General features: G+C 34.2%; 16 protein-coding genes. 1 reads left to right on the forward strand and 15 read right to left on the reverse strand.

What is annotated here, in order from left to right; genetic code table 11:
- Window positions 1-27: 27 nt before the first annotated feature.
- The 8 genes from ACFX5D_RS08190 to ACFX5D_RS08225 form a co-directional block, all read right to left on the reverse strand.
- Window positions 28-399, reverse strand: a complete 372-nt coding sequence (locus ACFX5D_RS08190) for a group III truncated hemoglobin (RefSeq protein WP_379857747.1) — start codon at window positions 397-399, stop codon at window positions 28-30.
- A gap of 9 nt (window positions 400-408) precedes the next feature.
- Complete coding sequence (locus tag ACFX5D_RS08195) at window positions 409-702, reverse strand: cupin domain-containing protein (RefSeq protein WP_379857748.1); 294 nt, start codon at window positions 700-702, stop codon at window positions 409-411.
- Window positions 702-1,469, reverse strand: coding sequence for an ABC transporter permease subunit (locus tag ACFX5D_RS08200; RefSeq protein ID WP_379857749.1), 768 nt, complete (start codon window positions 1,467-1,469; stop codon window positions 702-704). The genes ACFX5D_RS08195 and ACFX5D_RS08200 overlap by 1 nt, the downstream gene beginning before the upstream one ends.
- The gene (locus ACFX5D_RS08205) at window positions 1,462-2,175 is read right to left on the reverse strand and encodes an ABC transporter ATP-binding protein (RefSeq protein WP_379857750.1); all 714 of its coding nucleotides are present in this window, start codon (window positions 2,173-2,175) and stop codon (window positions 1,462-1,464) included. The genes ACFX5D_RS08200 and ACFX5D_RS08205 overlap by 8 nt, the downstream gene beginning before the upstream one ends.
- Window positions 2,172-3,401: a nitrous oxide reductase family maturation protein NosD gene (locus tag ACFX5D_RS08210; RefSeq protein ID WP_379857751.1), complete on the reverse strand. Its 1,230-nt coding sequence runs from the start codon at window positions 3,399-3,401 to the stop codon at window positions 2,172-2,174. The genes ACFX5D_RS08205 and ACFX5D_RS08210 overlap by 4 nt, the downstream gene beginning before the upstream one ends.
- A gap of 35 nt (window positions 3,402-3,436) precedes the next feature.
- Complete coding sequence (locus ACFX5D_RS08215) at window positions 3,437-4,456, reverse strand: nitrous oxide reductase accessory protein NosL (protein WP_379857752.1); 1,020 nt, start codon at window positions 4,454-4,456, stop codon at window positions 3,437-3,439.
- A gap of 61 nt (window positions 4,457-4,517) precedes the next feature.
- Window positions 4,518-6,497: a Sec-dependent nitrous-oxide reductase gene (nosZ, locus tag ACFX5D_RS08220; RefSeq protein WP_379857905.1), complete on the reverse strand. Its 1,980-nt coding sequence runs from the start codon at window positions 6,495-6,497 to the stop codon at window positions 4,518-4,520.
- A gap of 78 nt (window positions 6,498-6,575) precedes the next feature.
- A complete protein-coding gene (locus ACFX5D_RS08225) occupies window positions 6,576-7,073 on the reverse strand; it encodes a c-type cytochrome (protein WP_379857753.1) in 498 nt (165 codons plus the stop codon).
- A 183-nt stretch (window positions 7,074-7,256) separates the two neighbouring features.
- Here ACFX5D_RS08225 and ACFX5D_RS08230 point away from each other — a divergent pair, with 183 nt between their 5' ends.
- A complete protein-coding gene (locus ACFX5D_RS08230; RefSeq protein WP_379857754.1) occupies window positions 7,257-7,724 on the forward strand; it encodes a hypothetical protein in 468 nt (155 codons plus the stop codon).
- A gap of 66 nt (window positions 7,725-7,790) precedes the next feature.
- Here the strand turns inward: ACFX5D_RS08230 and hemL are convergent, their stop codons facing one another.
- From hemL to ACFX5D_RS08265, 7 genes are all read right to left on the reverse strand, one after another.
- The gene (gene hemL / locus ACFX5D_RS08235; RefSeq protein ID WP_379857755.1) at window positions 7,791-9,077 is read right to left on the reverse strand and encodes a glutamate-1-semialdehyde 2,1-aminomutase; all 1,287 of its coding nucleotides are present in this window, start codon (window positions 9,075-9,077) and stop codon (window positions 7,791-7,793) included.
- A gap of 69 nt (window positions 9,078-9,146) precedes the next feature.
- Window positions 9,147-10,085: a glucosaminidase domain-containing protein gene (locus ACFX5D_RS08240; protein ID WP_379857756.1), complete on the reverse strand. Its 939-nt coding sequence runs from the start codon at window positions 10,083-10,085 to the stop codon at window positions 9,147-9,149.
- Window positions 10,078-10,956 (reverse strand): 1-aminocyclopropane-1-carboxylate deaminase/D-cysteine desulfhydrase, encoded by an 879-nt coding sequence (locus tag ACFX5D_RS08245; protein ID WP_379857906.1) that lies wholly within the window; start codon window positions 10,954-10,956, stop codon window positions 10,078-10,080. The genes ACFX5D_RS08240 and ACFX5D_RS08245 overlap by 8 nt, the downstream gene beginning before the upstream one ends.
- 109 nt (window positions 10,957-11,065) lie before the next feature.
- Window positions 11,066-12,901 (reverse strand): T9SS type A sorting domain-containing protein, encoded by a 1,836-nt coding sequence (locus ACFX5D_RS08250; protein WP_379857757.1) that lies wholly within the window; start codon window positions 12,899-12,901, stop codon window positions 11,066-11,068.
- Window positions 12,902-13,377: 476 nt separating this feature from the next.
- Window positions 13,378-14,973, reverse strand: coding sequence for an ice-binding family protein (locus ACFX5D_RS08255; RefSeq protein ID WP_379857758.1), 1,596 nt, complete (start codon window positions 14,971-14,973; stop codon window positions 13,378-13,380).
- A gap of 418 nt (window positions 14,974-15,391) precedes the next feature.
- Window positions 15,392-16,951 carry an ice-binding family protein gene (locus ACFX5D_RS08260; protein ID WP_379857759.1) on the reverse strand — a complete coding sequence of 520 codons (1,560 nt, stop codon included), beginning with the start codon at window positions 16,949-16,951 and terminating at the stop codon, window positions 15,392-15,394.
- Between the two features lie 577 nt (window positions 16,952-17,528).
- Complete coding sequence (locus ACFX5D_RS08265) at window positions 17,529-17,864, reverse strand: hypothetical protein (RefSeq protein ID WP_379857760.1); 336 nt, start codon at window positions 17,862-17,864, stop codon at window positions 17,529-17,531.
- Window positions 17,865-18,053 lie beyond the last annotated feature (189 nt).

The raw sequence follows: 18,053 nt of genomic DNA on the forward strand, positions 1-18,053 counted from the left end.
GTTCACACTTTTTTCATAAGGACATTTTTAACCTAATGTTTTATACATCATAGCAGTTGCAATATTTGCTGCTCTTTGTTTTATTTCCGCTGCTTTTTCTCCTGCAAATAATTCGTCAACCGTTTCATCAAACAAGGCATTCCAATGTAGGAAATGAGCTTTAGTCATTGTACTTTTTTGATGTAATTCCTTGTGTTTATCCATAGGATTTCCGACAAAATCACCTGTAGAAAACATAACATTTTCCCAGAAATCATACATTTTAGGCAAATGTTTTTCCCAATTCACATGAGCAATTTCAGTAAAAAAATAACCAATTTTGGAGTCCGTTTTTATTTTATCATAAAATGCATTTATGAGTATTTCAATGTCGGTTCTGTTTTTTATATCAGTTTTCATTTGGAGATTTTATCCTTTAAATAATAAACATAAACTGTCTTCGATAGCTTCAACGGAATGAAGAACTGCTACCGGAATATTTATTTCATCGTATAAAAAGAGTTCTTCGTGTTGATTTTGCTCTTTATAGATCACATTACCTTTTATCACCACTAATTTAGCGCGAACATCAGTTTTATGTTCTTTGAGTATCATTCCTTTTTTGAAAGCAATAACCATCACTTTGCTGCAAGCGGTGTTCTGTACAACCTGCGCTACCGGATTTACGGCCTTTTCTAATTTCTGAAAAATTTCTTTAAACATTATAAATCTTTGTTTTTAAATTTTATTAATGAAACAAAAAATGGAACAACTACCCAGGAACACAATAGCAGAAATGAAATTAACAATCCCAATGAAGTACCAAAAAAATCTTTGAAAATAGCGCCTGTATAACCCATCATTGCCGATGCGTCAAGCTGTAATAGAATTTGAATTCGGGCTAAATCAATTGGACTTAACGCAGTTACGGCAACCATTGCTTTTTCTATGGGATAATCTGAAAATTGGAATAATAAAAACAATACAATTCCATCAAAAAGCAAAGCAAAATACAACCAGCTCATTATAGCAATCCCAATTCCTTTTGATTTATCTCTTGTAACAATAGAACTCAAGAACGCCAATGCCACGAAAACCAAAGAGATTAAACATCCTACAACTAACATCATTATACCAACGGAATCTGGCGCATAAATTAACAGCGGTATTCCAGCACCAATAAAAAAGGCCAAAATCATTGACAAACACAATCCAAAAAATAAACTGAACCATATCTTTTTTCGTTTAATAGGCTGGCTCAACAATAGTTCTATAAACTCGGAACTATTGTATAAATAAATGGTCGCAAAAAGGATCGAAACTAAAGGAACAGTGAATAAAATTATATTCAAAATGGTAAGCAATCCTTTGGCAGAATTATCTTCTAACCCAAATGAACTCCATGAAAGTATGCCTAAAATTATAGTGTAAGCCAATACAATTTTATTTTTTAAAATATCTAAAAAAATAATTCTAATAATTCTATTCATTGCTTTGGTTTTTTAGAATTTTTGCAATTGCTTTCGATATTTTTTGTTCATTAGTCGATTCCAGTAAATCAGCAATCGTTTTATGAAAATGCACTTTTCCGTCTTGCATAAAAATAATCTGCGTAATCATATCGTCTAATTCGCTTAAAAGATGTGACGTAATCAAAATAAGTTTTCCCTTTTCTTTCTCTTTTATAATTTTATCTTTTAATATTTCAGATGCCAAAGGATCTAAACCTGCTGTTGGTTCATCTAAAATCAATACCTCAGGATTAAATAAAAAAGCCAATGTAGCACTCACTTTCTGCGTTGTTCCACCAGAAAGTGTTCGCATTTGTTTGTCGAATATTTTTTCGAGATCAAAAGCCTTTAATAAATCTTCATCTAAAGTCTGATTTGAATTTCGAATCTTTTTAATCATTTCGATAATTTGACCAATAGTCATATAATCCGGATAACGTCCTATTTGAGGCATATACCCTATTTGTTCCCGATACAGATATTCTTTTAGAATAGACTTTTCATTAAATAAAACATCACCTCTAGTAGGGATTATCATTCCTAAAACACTTTTTATCAATGTCGTTTTTCCACAACCATTAGGTCCAATTAGTGCGATGCATTCTCCTTTTTTGAAAGTAAGATTCACATCGCTTAAGACTTCTAATTTTCCGAATTTTTTGTTTAAATTTTTTATTTCAATCATAAAGCTAAAGAATGCATTAAAGGAGAATTATCAATGAAATTATCCGGTGTGATACTGGGCAAAATCTTTTCTGATTTATCTAAAAGTGTGATCATGAAACTTCGAAAAAGCAACATGGCCGAAGGATTGGTTTCGGTAAGCACGGCAAATAAACTCAAGGGATGAAAAGGGACATCGCCCACTCCATTTTTGTCTAAATCATAGCCCTCATATTTATCCCAATAATTATTATTGAATGTATTGAGGACCAAACTTCCATTGGTACTTATATCAAAAGTATTGCCTAAAAAATTATTGTTTTTTATTTCATTATCGGAGCAACTCGCCAGGATTTTCATTCCCCAACCATTGGCTTCAAAAACATTTTTTTCTACTTGAATTCGGTTGGTTCCTTCCATGTGAATTCCTGATGTATTTTTGCTGAATTTATTTCCAATAATATAACTGTCTGATATTTCTTTAAGGAACAATCCGTAAGCGGCATCGCCCCAGTTTTCTTCAAAAAAATTATTGAACATCTTCACATTTTTGGTAAACATTACAGCTACACCGGCTCCGTTATTCTTAAAAATATTGGTAATGTACGCATCATCATTCGAAAACATAAAATGCAATCCGTAGCGTATATTTCTGGTTGAAATATTTCTCCAGATTATCGAATTGGTTACAAATTCAAAATAAATTCCATCCCGATGTCCCGAAATAGTGTTGCCAATAATTTGCAGGCTATCACTTTTCCAACAATGGATTCCATTTCCTAACTGTTGTTCTTCTGTTCCATAAGCCGCAAGTTTATTGTTTTTGATCATACAACGACTTCCGTTTTGAATGTAAATCCCAAAGAAATTATCATCCAGAATATTGTTTTGAATCACTACATTAGTCCTGTTGTATACTTTTATTCCACAAGGATCTTCTAGTGTAGCATAACCCGATTTTATTACTTTAAAACCATTAACAACGACACTATCCGCTTTAATAGAAAGGACTTCGTATTTTTTTTGACCATCTAAAATAGGTAAACCTTGACCCAGAAATACAATTCTTTTATTGATGATTATATTTCCTTCCTTGTACAATCCTTGATGAACCAAAACCGTATCTCCAGCTTTAGCAAAAGATATGGCTTTTTTAATGGATTTTATAGGTTTATTGCGACCTACTTCAATCACATTAGCTTGAAGTAAAGAAGAAAACAACAAACAGATATAGAGTACTATTTTCATAATTCTTTGTCGAAATTGTTTTAATAATAATGCATTTATTTTTTCAAAATAGTATTCCAAGCAATGCGTTTGGCGTCTAATTTAGTTGCAAATTCTTTCGCATTATTTTCTGACAAAAAAGCAATAACTCCTCCTCTCATTGGGCTTTCAATAGTGCCTCCTGAAATAAAATGAGCCGATGAAGCGGGAATTAAAACATTATCCTGAGCAAAATCATTAACATAGTAAGCACTGATTTTTGTGTTTAAATTTTCGTTACAATAATTCATCATACACATAATATCGTCAAATTTGTAAGTCCTTCCTTTTTCGGTTAAAACTTCTGCTCCATATTTGCCATCGGCAATGCTCATTTTACAAAAATCGCAATTATCTACATTTAATTTTATGGGAACCGCTTTAGTATTATTCGAACAAGATAAAAAGGACAAAGACAATAAGAATAACAGAACTGTTGCTGTTTTCGCTTTTCTAAATTTTTGCAAAAGATTCGATTCTCTAACAACAATAATAAACAGCAAAAATCCTGAAACAACCAATAACCATCCGCCAATATCAGGAATAGAATAAGCACCAAAATTAAGGAGCTGTTTGTATCCGATTAATGGTGGCTGGTAGGACATTCCGGGCACTTGTATCGCTGCATTCGGGTCTAAATTATGGCCATATTCATAATTCCATCTGTAAAAATCGACAGCTGCTAAGACTCCAAAAAGAACAAGAGAAACAAATAAAATATAAAGTACTTTTTTCTTTGCAATAAGTGCTGTTGCCAAAGCAAAAACACCAAAAAACACAAATATATAGGGCAAAACTGTGAACTCAAAAAAATCTTCTTTATGCAGAGTTTTCATTCCTATATAATGGTTTAATCCATTGATAATATCAACATCTCCCGCAATTTTATCAGCATGTAATTTGAGCACTAATCCTTCAGGATACTGCGGTGCGGATAACTCAATTCGCCACATTGGAACAAAAATAGAAGACACCAATAGTACCATCACTAGCAAAAGTACGCCTTTTGAAAGTGTTGAAATTTTTAAATTGTTCATGTTTATTGATTTAAAAAAGGGAACATAATAATTATGTTCCCTTTTTATTTAAAATTAATAATTACTTAGTAGCAGGCAAGTTAGTTCCCAGACTAAAAGTTAGCGGAACATTGCTTCCTACAGGAGAAACTCTCACATATCCTGACATTTCCTGGTGCAATGCACTACAAAAATCAGTACAATAAAAAGGAGAAATCCCGACTTTTTTAGGTGTCCATTTCAAGGTGGCAGTTTCACCGGGCATAATCAAAAGTTCAGCATTATCAGCGCCTTTTATAGCAAATCCGTGTGGAACATCCCAATCTTGCTCTAAGTTGGTAACGTGGAAATAAACCTCGTCACCCAACTTAATTCCTTCAATATTATCAGGTGCAAAGTGAGAGCGGATGGAAGTCATGTACACATCTACTCGATTCCCTTGTCTAACCACTTTTGATTCTTTCTCTCCTTTGGTAACAAAAGGATTGCTGTTTTCTTCAATTTTATAGAACTTCAATTGTCCATTATTCCTGATTAAATCAGCTGGCGCTGCCTGAGCGTAATGAGGTTCTCCAATAGTCGGATAATCCAATAGCAATTTCATTTTGTCACCACTAATATCAAATAGCTGTGCGCTTTGAGCCAATTCTGGTCCAGTAGGTAAATAACGGTCTTTGGTAATTTTATTGTAAACAATCATGTATTTACCAAATGGTTTTCTACTGTCTCCGCCAGGGATACAAAGGTGACCCGGAGAATAATAGGTTGGTGCACGATCTAAAACCTTCAATGTCTTGATATCCCATTTCACCACTTCTGAAGAAACGAAGAAAGTAGTGTACGCATTTCCTCTTCCGTCAAATTCAGTATGCAATGGTCCTAAACCTGGTTTTTTAACTTCCCCATGTAAAGCAGCTTCGTATTTAATGACTGGAATACCTTCATATTGTCCATCAAATTGTTTAGCAGCGATCGCTTTTTGTATTTTATTAAAACTAAACACAGGAATCAAAGCGGCTAATTTTCCACTACCTACAATATATTCACCAGTAGGATCAACATCACAACCATGAGGCGATTTAGGACATGGAATCATGTAACAAATGTCTTTCAACTTTTTTGAATCAAGCATTAAAACTGACGTTCTAATTTCTGATTTTGCAGTATGTGTTTTTTCATCCCATGTATTGTGGGCATATTTCGCAGCTACTTTTTTACCTTTACCAGCTTTGATATACTCTTCTGCTTTTTTCCAATTCACTGCCATGATAAAATCTTTATCTTTTTGAGAAGCATTAACTTCCAAAAGCGTATTGGCTTGTTCTGTGTTGTAACACGAGAAGAAAAACCAACCATGAGATTTACCTTTTCCGGCATGACTCAAATCAAAATTCACCCCTGGAGCCTCAATTTGAAAGGCAATATCCATTTCTCCTTTTGCACCTACTTTTACAAAACTCAAATAAGCTTTGAAATTTTTCTTGTAGGTATTAATAGGAACGTCTCCATTGGCATTATCGGGAGGGACGCTAAATCGAGTTCCTGCCACCACATATTCTGTGTTTTCCGTAATAAATGGAGAGGAGTGATTTCCTGCACTATTTGGCAACTCTATAATCTCTGCTGTCTTGAACGTTTTTAAATCCACACGTGCGATTCTGGGAGTGTTATTCGCATTGGCAAAAATCCAGCGACCATCTACTTCACCGTTGGTTTGTGACATATCTAAATGGTGTTGGTCATCCCAAGGCACAAATCCATTTGAAGTATTCAGCATCGGTTTTGTTTCCTCACTATATCCATAACCACTTTGCGGATCTACGGAAAAAATAGGAACAACTCTTAACAAACGGGCACTTGGTAAACCATACACACTCATTTGACCACTAAAACCTCCGGAAACAAAATTATAAAACTCATCGTATTTACCCGGAGCAACATATACTTTTTGTGCAGCATCACCACTTACGGCATCACTGGAATCTTTGGGCTTGCAAGAAGTAAAGAATGCGCTTGCTAAAATAATTGCAAAAGTTACTTTTACTAATTTATTTTTACTCATGGTGTCTATTGCTTTTATTGTGTTCATGAATCTTTGATTTCATATTTACTATTACATAATTAAATTGTTTGCCAAAAACTATTTTACACCATCATTTTTACGCATAAACTCTAATAAGTTTCTCGCATCTTTATCGCTAAGGGCTTGATTCGGCATACGAACTAAACAAATTTCCAACTGAGCTTGAAGTTTTGGATCTTTATCAATCATCGGGTCTGGATTAGTTATGAAATTCATAATCCATTCTGGTTTATGACGAGAAGTAACCCCTTTCCAACCTGGTCCAACTAATTTTTCATCCGTCATTTTGTGACAAGAAGAACATTTTACGGATTGAATTTTATCCCCTTCCGCAGCCATAGCCACATCTAGTTTATCGCCTAAATCAACAGTGGTGAATTTTCCAAGACCTCTATTTGGGTCATAAGTGGAAGCGTCTGGAGCAGCTTCTGGAGCAGCAGGCATTCCTTCATCAGATGAAGTGGTTGTTGGATCATTCTCCTCGGATTTGGTTTTTTTATCACCACATGAAGTTAGCATTACAAATGCAACTACAAAAAAAGATAATTTGTACATAAGAATCAGTTTAAAATTTCTTTAACAAATTTCCAATTATATTAACGTACTGAATATGACTTCAATCATACTTATATTTGTTTCTTTTCTTTTTTTTTAAATAATTACGTGACAAATTTTTGTTAACAGTTAAACCTTTGTCAGCTATCCGCATCTTATAACTATAACTTAAAAACAATAGAAATGAAAAAATTAATAATTGCCACATTATTGGTTGTTGGAATGACAAGCTTCGCTCAAGACAAAAAAGAAATGGGAAGACACCATCGAGGTGAAATGGAAAAATTCACGCCGGAACAACAAAATCAATTGATGTTAAAAAAAATGACGTTAGAATTAGATTTGAATGCATCACAACAGAAAGAAATGAGTAAAATCATTTCTGAAAAAAGTGCCAAAAGAGAAGCAAGAATAAAGGAAATTAAAGCTAACGAAGATTCTAGTACAAAACCCACATCTGATGAAATGTTTGCAAGAAAAAACAGAATGCTGGATGAGCAAATTGCTATGAAAGAAAGAATGAAAAAAATTCTTAATCCAGAACAATTTAAAAAATGGGAAGACATGAAAGGGAAAAGACATCACGGAATGAAAAACAGAATGATGCGCCATAATGACGGAAAACCAGCAAATATGGATGACAAAAAATAATCCGTTTACTTGAAGTACTTCATCTTATTTCATAAAAAAAGACCCAAATGTGGGTCTTTTTTTCGTTTAAAATGTTTTAGATACTTTGTCTACCGCTTGAATGGTAAAATCTAAGTCTTCATAGGATAATGCATCCGTTATGAACCAAGTTTCGTACGCCGATGGTGCAATATAAATCCCTTCCTGTAATAATCCGTGGAAGAATTTTTTGAAGGTTTCATTATCCCCTTTAGCAGCCGTTTGAAAATCAACAACAGGATCAGCGTCAAAATGAACTGAAACCATAGAACCTATTCTATTGATTGTAAAAACCACATTATTAGCTTTCAATACTTTTTCCATTCCAGCAGCTAAATAAGCTGTTTTTTCTTCTAATCTTTGAAAAATCGCACGGTCAGCATCTAATGCTTTTAACATTGCCAATCCTGCAGCCATTGCCAAAGGATTTCCTGACAAAGTTCCTGCTTGGTAAACTGGACCCAATGGAGCCAGATAATTCATAATTTCTGAACGGGCAGCAAATGCTCCTACCGGCAAGCCTCCTCCTATTACTTTTCCGAAGCAAACGATATCGGCATTGATATTAAATAATTCCTGAACACCTCCAGCAGCAAGTCTGAAACCAGTCATTACCTCATCAAAAATCAATAGAATTCCATTGTCAGTACACAGCTGACGCAATCCTTCCAAGAAACCGCTGTTTGGCGGAATACAACCCATATTTCCTGCAACAGGTTCTACGATAATCGCTGCAATTTCATTTTTATTGGCATCAATTAATTCCGCTACATTTTCGAGATCATTGTATTTTGCCAACAAAGTATCTTTTGCAGTACCAGCAGTAACTCCAGGACTGTTTGGTGACCCGAAAGTAATTGCACCACTTCCCGCCTGAATTAGGAAAGAATCAGAATGGCCGTGATAGCAACCGGCAAATTTTATTATTTTATCTTTATTAGTAAATCCGCGAGCCAGTCTTACGGCGCTCATACAAGCTTCAGTCCCGGAATTTACGAATCTTATCTTATCAATATTTGGCACCATAGAAACGGCTAAAGCAGCAATTTGCGTTTCTAATTCGGTGGGCATCCCAAACGAAGTTCCTAATTTGGCTTTTTCAATCACGGCTTGCACCACCGGTTCATAAGCATGTCCTAAAATCATTGGCCCCCATGAATTGATATAATCGATTAAACGATTTCCATCTTCATCATATAAGTAAGCACCTTTGGCACTTTTGACAAAAATAGGGGTTCCACCAACGGCTCTAAAGGCTCTTACGGGCGAATTTACTCCTCCTGGAATTACTTTTTCTGCTTCAGCAAAAAGCTGACTACTTCTTGTATATAACATTTTAAAATTTGGATTTTATATTTGACTTCTTATGAAGAATGGATTGATAAATTTAACAAATAACTACAGTTAAATTTTCAACTGTTGCCCAACCGAAAGGGTATTGACTACTAGATTATTTTTTTCTTTTAACTCATTAATTCCTAAATTGAATTTTTTGGAAATAGAATATAACGTATCGCCTTTTTGAACTTGGTAAAAAGATACTTCACGAGTTGTATTTTTTATCGTCTCCAAAGGGATTTTTCCGGTTAATTGCTTTTCTAATACTATATTCTCATTCCCTAAGACCTGATCATCGTATTGATTTAAATTATAACGTTCGATGTAAGAAATCAATTTATTAGGATATTTTGAATCTGTAGCATAACCCGCTATTCTTAATCCTCTTGCCCATCCTTTATAATCACCTTTTGGCAAAGCAAATAAATTAGAATATCGTCCTCTGGTTGTTAAAAACAAAGCGTGATCCTTGAAAGATTCCGCTACATTATCATATTTCCTAAAGCATTCCTGCGCGGAATCATCATCATGCTTGATAGTTTCTCCGGTCCAGTCTTCATGGCATTTTATTCCAAAATGATTATTGGCATTTACTGCTAAATCTCCTCTTCCCGCTCCAGATTCCAGAATTCCCTGAGCCAATACAATACTTGCCGGAATACCGTAAGTCCTCATGTTATCCATGGCGACATTCTTAAATTGAGTTACATAATTAACTACAACATCACTACTTACAACTGTTTGTGACGTTGAAACTATTACTTCCGTTACTTGATTAGGATGGTCACGTTTGGATGTATTAGCTACAACTGGCTTTTTTACTGGAGGTTTAGCAGGAACTGGTTTTGAAACTAGTACTTTTGTGATAATTGGCTTTTTAGCGGTACGAACTAATTCCGTTTTTGGCTTTGAAGGTGTTTTTTTCGTCGTTATAATAACGGACTTGGTGGCATTACAGCCAACCAAGGTCAGTATTACTGCAATCAGTACATATTTTTTAAACATTGATATCTATTATTGGTAATTGTTTATTCCTTAATTTCAAATTCATTCCTTGAATTCCTTGTATGCCACCGGTGTGAATAAGTAAAATTTTTGATTTTGGCGGGAAATAGTTTTTGTGTATTAAGTCTATAACGCCAAAAACCATCTTTCCAGTATAAATAGGATCCAAAGGAATGCCATTTTCTGCATAAAACTGATTAATAAATGCGATTAACTCAATAGTAACTTTCCCGTATCCACCAAAGTGATAATCAGTCACTAAATCCCACTTATTATTATTTACAATATTACGAATTTCCTCTTTTAAAAAATCCCCTTTTAACGCTGGAAATCCTAAAACTTTTTGATGTGAGAAAATACTGTTTATAATTCCACAAATAGTCCCACCTGTTCCTACTGAACAGCCGATATAGTCAAATGCGCTATCTTCCTCAGTCAAAATTTCTTCGCACCCTTTGATTGCCAACTTATTAGTTCCTCCTTCAGGAATATGATAAAAATCGCTGAATTTTTCTTTTAATATATTTAAAAATGAAATTTCTTGCTTTAAACGGTAGGTTTCTCTGCTTACAAATTCGAATTTCATTCCACAGTTTTGGGCAAATTGTAAGGTTGGATTTTTCGAAAATTTATCTCGTAGTTCCTCCCCCCTAATAATCCCAATCGTTTTAAAACCTTTTTCTTTTCCAGCAAAAGCTACTGCCGCAATATGATTAGAATAGGCACCGCCAAAAGTGAGCAAGGTTTCTTGCTGTTCTTCTTTTGCCTGAAGTAAATTATACTTTAACTTTCTAAACTTATTTCCAGAAACAAAGGGATGAAGCAAATCTTCCCGTTTGACATGTACGGTGATTGCGTTTGGAAATTGCATTGTTAATTGTTGATTCAAACCAAAAAAATTTTGGACAAAGATAAAATTTATAAATAATAAAAGTGCAACCTTAACAGATTGCACTTTAGTTTTTAGTTTTAAAACGAATTTAGTTTTTGATGACAATTTTTTTTCCTACTTCGATTTTATCCTTTGTTGCAAGCTTAACGATATAGATACCGTCACTTAAGCCCGAGGTAGGAAATTTATACGAGGCCTCTGTACCTAAATCTTTTTTGCTGAAAAGTATCTTCCCAGCTACATCATACAAACTGCAAGTAGCAAGATCCATTAATAATGTATTACTTATTGTTAGACTTTTTTCGGTGTTATTTTGATAAACTACAAAATTTTGAATTGCTTTTTCTTCCAAACCTAAAGACGTTTTAGTCTTAAAAGTAATTTCATATTGTTTATTATTGACTCCCGAAGGCAAAATCAACTCGTGAAAACTATTCTTGATGTCATAAAATAAATCTTTAACCTTGTCGTGTAAGTAAACGTTGGAAGCATCAGTAAAATTTAAAATTTCTTTAACCGTAATCTTATAATTCGCTTCTCCGGTATTTCTAAAACCGATAGGAATACTTTTATCGATATCAAATTTTAAAGCATTAATCACAAATTCGGAATCCTCCAGCACAAAATATACATCTGCGGCCGAATCATCATTTGAAGACATAGCGTCCATTGCATGATCCACACCATCGGTAGCTTCGGGAATAAATGCCAAAGCTAATTGACGGACCCCTTGGTTATTCAACAACGTATTAAATCGAATTTGGGGTGTAGGAGCAACACTTACTTTTGTATAATCATATCCAGAAACAGATTGAATTTTAGCGGAATAACCAGAAGTGTTTTTTGTTTTGTTTTGATTTGCGTTTTTTTCAAATTGAGAATAATTTACTTTATCTTCTTTAACGAAAACTCGGTAAATATTCTTCATTTCTACTGTTCCATTAGCGTTTCCATCAATCATAAATCCTTGTCCAACAGGACAAAATCGTCTTTCATAAGTTCCACCCGTCCCTGTAGCCGTTCCCTCATTTCCTGAACCATCATACGAATAAAAAGTCGCAGGTACATAGAGTCCTTTGCTATCCGGAGCACCTGGAGAAAAAGCGCCATAGCCTCCTTTATAATCTGCGATATAATGTGAATTTACCGTTTTATCCTGTTCCCAAAAATAAGCAATCCCAGTACAATGAGTCGCATCAGTTAAAAAAGCGGACAAGTCAATAGCTGAAGGATATGGATTCCCTGTTAGGGTAAATTGCTGAAAGGCAACAGGGATCGATATTGTTCCATCATTTGGTTTTCCTCTAAAATCGTAGCGTTGCGCAGTACCAGGATTGTTTTGAACCCCATTTACGGTGATTAAATTAGTTCCAGACGTTCCTTTCATGGTAAATCCTTCTCCTGCATTTATACTAGAAGCGGAACCCACTTGAATCCAACTGGAATATTCGGATGAAGTTACTAATTTATTTATCCAGTAGGGCGCAATTGCAAAGGGGCTAGCTGTACCATTGTAATTATTCATCGCTAAAATAGTAGGATTATTGCTTTCTGTCAAATTTACAATATCTTTGAGTTGGGTAATCCCAAAAGGAGAATTCCCTGCAGCGGCAATGTTCCCTCCGACTGGGGAACACCAATAATTAAATTGAAAATTATTAGTTGTTCCTTCCTGAAAAACCGATAAGTTACCCAGTCCTTTATTCGTACCAGCTGTTGTAGTACCTTGAAGTAACTGCCCATCTTGCCGTAAATAAAAATTACTGGTTGCAGCATCTAACTCCACATCTTGCGTTACGTACACTACTTCGTTGTTTACAAAGACATTTGTATTTGCACTTACAAAAAGTTGGGCATTGGCGTAGCTCTGAAATAAAAACACCGCAATGAACAGGGATAATCGATTATGTATTTTTGAGCTCATAGACAAGTGCATTTAATTAATTTATAATTTTAAAAGTAATTCAATTACATGTAAACTATTCGCAGTAATAAACAATGAACGTTTTAGAATACGAACTAAATTCAGATTTGTTTATAATCCCAATTTTCAGAAAACTAAAACCACAATCTGAATATTTTAGTTAAAGTTAAAAAAATTAGTATTACCTCCGGGACAAATACCTTCAAAAAGCTCAATATAACGTTTAACTACGTATTTTTTATCCTAAAATATATAATTTCTTACGTTATTTTTATAACTACAAAATAAATAAAAAACAGCGAAACGTAAAAATAAAACTACCGCAAAAATCTAGCTTTACTTTCATATTAAAAACTAAAAATAAAAACTGGCAAAACACCAAATATTTTCAAATACTTTTATAGACACTGCTAAATTTGTTTATAAATCTTTTTTATTAAAATCTAAAATCAAATTTATCTTTTTTTGCAACACTATTATCTAATACTCATTATGGTTAAAATTCTATTTTTCAGAATTATTGCATCTGAATCAATTTCCCATCTAATGTCAATATTTTGCCCCGAGGAAACTGTTGCAATTGCCTGTAAAGAAATTGATCCAGTATTCAAATTACTTGCGCAAGTTCTACTCGAGTTAGGCACTACAACTCCATTTTGATATATACTAAGCGTTGCTAATGCTTTGCTGGTAGTCGCTATAGAAGTAATACCAGGTTTAATTAGAGAACCATTCACGCTTGAATATTCAAAACCTGAAATATCACCTAAATTCGTACCTATATCCCCAGTCAAATAAGAATTTGCAGTGTTACTAACTGCACCATTACTAGTGAATATAACAAAAGTAGCTAATGTCCCTAAATTAAGATAAGAGCAGCTTAAGGGCATATACGCTGTTCCGGGACCAAAACTAATGGCCCCAGTTGTTGAGAATAATCTACCTTCAAAAGTTCCATTAGCGCCCATAAAAACGGCTCCATTATTAGCAATAACCGTTCCTTTCATTACAGTGGAAGCGGCCATCGAGACGGCTCCTTCTGCAACCCAAAATACGTTACATGCTGAGGCTCCGTTAGCCAATACAATATTAGTTGCTGATCCTGTAGTTAAAGCTCCTCCAATTTTAAAAATAAACACTGCATTGGGATTTCCTTCAGCATCTAAAGTTAAAGTTCCTGCAACAGATGCTGCAGCTCCAATTGCATACACTCCGGCTACTAAAATCTCGCCACTACCAAAAGAAGGTGCATGAATGGCATTAGTGGTAGGAACAACTATCAACTGATCGTATGCCGTTTTTAAATCTAATTTGCCTTGTGCCGTATTTACTGATCTGGAAGTATAGCTGGAAGGTATACTATATTGACCATTAAACATAACCAGATAAGTTCCAGCCACAGGAGTTAACGACATTCTTGGGATTACGACAGCAGTATTTGAATTAGTTTCTATCTCCTCCGTTGCACTAACCGAATTAAAATTATCTGAATTGGCCAGTACAAAGGCTGTAGTTGCTAATTGTGTCGTATTTGTCCCAATTGCTGCAGTTGGAGCCAACGGTATTCCTGTAAAGGTTGCAGAATCTGAAAAAACTAACTTTGCGGTTCCAGTCTCATCAGTCAATGAATTCTGTATTTGTACTGAAGTTGTACTTCCTGTTTCTGTTCCATATAAAGTTCCAGAACGAGGCAACGCAACGTCTGTTAATCCAGTAGTTGTAATTGTAGTTGCAAATGCTCCTGGTAAAGTGAGCGTTGACGAGTTACTATTGGCTATTCCAGTTCCCCCATTTATTGGCAAAACTAAACCTGTAATAAAATCTTTCCAACCCAAATCATAAAAATTAACAATTGATGTGGTAGTGTTGTAAATAAGAAGTCCTGTGCTAGGCGAACTAATAGCATCTCGCTGCACTGTAGTCATACGCGGCATCAAAAATCCTTTATCGGTAGAATTAACATCCAGAACTGATGAAGCGTCGGGATTACTAGTACCTATTCCTACTTGTGCACTGCTCATTTCTGAAATTATAAGGAATAAAACATATAAAAACAGGGTATTATTCCTCATTTATCTAAAATATTAATACTTTGAAAACAATATATTTTGTAATTTGACAACTCATTTTTTAATTTTACAGTATCAAAATGACCTGTCATTACACTTTTGAAATATGTCACTTTGGGCCTGTAAAAAACAATACTGATTATATAAAAGTTACCCGCTGGGTACTCTAATTCAAAATATTATTTCAAGTGTTTTTATGCAGTAAAAAGGAATAAAAAATGTATTGCGATAACCCTCATTACTAATAACTTCTTACTTTTCGATACCTTTTTCTATCAAAAATTACTCGAATTCCCGAAAATTATAATTAAAAACTAATTACAACCAGCACGTTATCATTATTCATTTTCTAATTAAAAAAAACTCTTCAACAAGATTTAAAAAAATATTTATACATAGCATCACACCACTTCCGTAAAAATTACCTAACATTGATTAGTGTTAATATTCTGTTATTTACCTTTACTGATCCTGAATCTGTATTCCAACGGACGTCAATGTTTTCACCTGCCAAAACAGTTGCAATCGCTTGCAGAGACACATCTACGGTATTTACAGTACTTGATCTCGTTCTACTTGAGTTAGCGATTAAAACTCCATTTTGATAAACACTAAAAGTAGCAATAGCACTATCAATTCCGGGGCTTACAAAAGTACCATTTACTGTAGCAGTTTGAAAACCTGAAAAAGTACCTGCACCTACGCCAATGTCTCCAGTAATATTTGAAATCCCTGAATTGCTAACATTACCAGAAGAAGTGAACATCGCAAAGGAAGACAAAACACCTAAATTGGCATGTGAACTATTTGCAGTTTTAGTTATCATTGATGAATCAATGTCTATGGCTCCAGCAGTAGATAGCATTCTTCCTTCTAATGTACAATTAGCTCCTAAGGAAACTGCACCAGTATTAGCAATGAGGGTTCCTTTCATGATAGTTAAAGCTCCTAAAGTAATAGCTCCTTTAGCCAACCAAAAAACATTAGCTGCCGATGCCCCATTCAGCAGCATTATCGTTGTGCTTGCTCCTATACTAAAGGCTGCTCCCACTTTAATAACAAAAAGAGCATTTGAATTTCCCTGTGCATCTAAAGTAAGAGTACCTGCAGCGGAACATGCGCCAGCTACACTATAAACTCCCGGAAGCAGGATCTCCCCGTTTCCAAATACAGCGCCGTGGACAGCATTGGTAACTGGGATACCATTCAATTGGTTGTAAAGCGCTTGCAAATCCGCTACAGCCTGCGCCGCTTTATTGCCTGGCACAATAGTATATTGCCCATTAAAAGTGACAGCATAAGTTCCAGGCAAGGGGCTTAGTGACATACCCGGTATTACAATATCCGCTGCTGAACTGGTAGATGTTTCTGCTGTACCATTAACGGATTTATAATTATTTGAATTAGCCAATACAAATGCTGTAGTTGCTAATTGCGTAGTATTAGTTCCTACAACTGCTGTTGGAGCTACCGTTATGCCTGTAAAAGTTGGAGATTCAGAAAAAACTAATTTTCCACTACCTACCTCGTCGGTCAGTGAATTTTGCATTTGTGCTGAAAGTATACTTCCTACTTCTGTTCCAAATAAAGTTCCTGTTTTTGGTAATGTAATATCTGTTACTGCCGTTGTTGTAATTGTGGTAGCAAATGCTCCAGGTAATGCAAGCGTTGACAAGTTATTATTGGCTATTCCAGTTCCCCCATTTATTGGCAAAACTAAACCTGTAACAAAATCTTTCCAACCCAAATTATAAAAATTGAATAAAGAAGTTGTAGTATTATAAATAAGAAGTCCTGTTGCAGGTAAACTTATTGCGTCTCGTTCCGCTGAAGTCAAGCGAGGCAATAGAAATCCTTTACTAGTAGATTGGATGTCTAGTATCGACGAAATTTCAGGAGTAGTTGTCCCGATTCCTACTTGTGCGTTGGATACTTTCGAAAGTAATAATAAAAAGAATAAAAACGAAACACTATTTTTCATATATTTTTGATTGCTTGAGATCCATCTTAACCTACAGAAAATCACAACTTTTTTAAATAAAAAAAGTATTAAAATCCATCACGATCTGTTTGAGTTCCGATTGTTATTCCTTTTACTACCATAAAAGTGCAAGAAGCAGAACACTAAAAGCAACTACTGCCTTAGATACATTTTGACTAATTTATACTTGTACAAATTATACATCTAAACAACATCAAGCCCTAACTAAACTTTTTTTTTGAAAATTAAATAATCAGGTCAATAATTGACTAATCTTTCGATTTAACGCGAAAATAGTTGTAATTTTATGATAATTTTATAAATTGCTTAACTACAACGTTTTCGAAACAACGAAAACGATATCGATTTTAAAAATAGATACTTTAATCGTAGTCCAGATTATTTAAACAACTTGATCCTGATACATAAACTGAAAGATTCTGATTTATAAATTAAATCCAGCTAATCGTAATTTAGACAAATTATTCAATTTGTAATTGACCAACTGGCGAATGTAGATTTAAGTGATAACAACCCAATTACTATATGTTTGCTGCTATTTTACTCAAAATCAGTATTATTTTTTTGCTAAATAATCTAAAAAGCGCAAAAAAGAGCGTTTTCTTAAATACGATAAATTCAATTCATTAGCGTAGGCTTCCCGTTCAAAGCTTATATTTCTATACGCTAAGTCAGCATTTTTATACTGAATGAATCGAACCAAATACTCCAGAAAATACCAAATAAAAAAAGGAAATACCAACAATTCTAATTGCTGACGAATATGAATTTTTTCATGATTTATAAAAAACAAATTTTCTTTATCAACCTTATATTTTATAAACACAAAGGGAAATACAGCTAATCCACGATAGCCTTTAGGAATTAAATATTTAGTGACAATTAGAAACATTGATTGGTGGAAATTAAATGTAGAACTAAAGTACAGTAAAGTACATATAAAAATTCAATTTTTTGAAATTATCGGGCTCGTAAAATATCAGCTTCCTAGATGCACGGAAAAACTCACATAAGAATTCATTTTTTGTAATTATTTCTTATAAAAAAATTACGTAAAATCATTAATTACAAAAACTTATGC

Origin of the sequence: Flavobacterium fructosi (assembly GCF_042787335.1) — a bacterium.
Classification (GTDB): Bacteria; Bacteroidota; Bacteroidia; order Flavobacteriales; family Flavobacteriaceae; genus Flavobacterium; species Flavobacterium fructosi.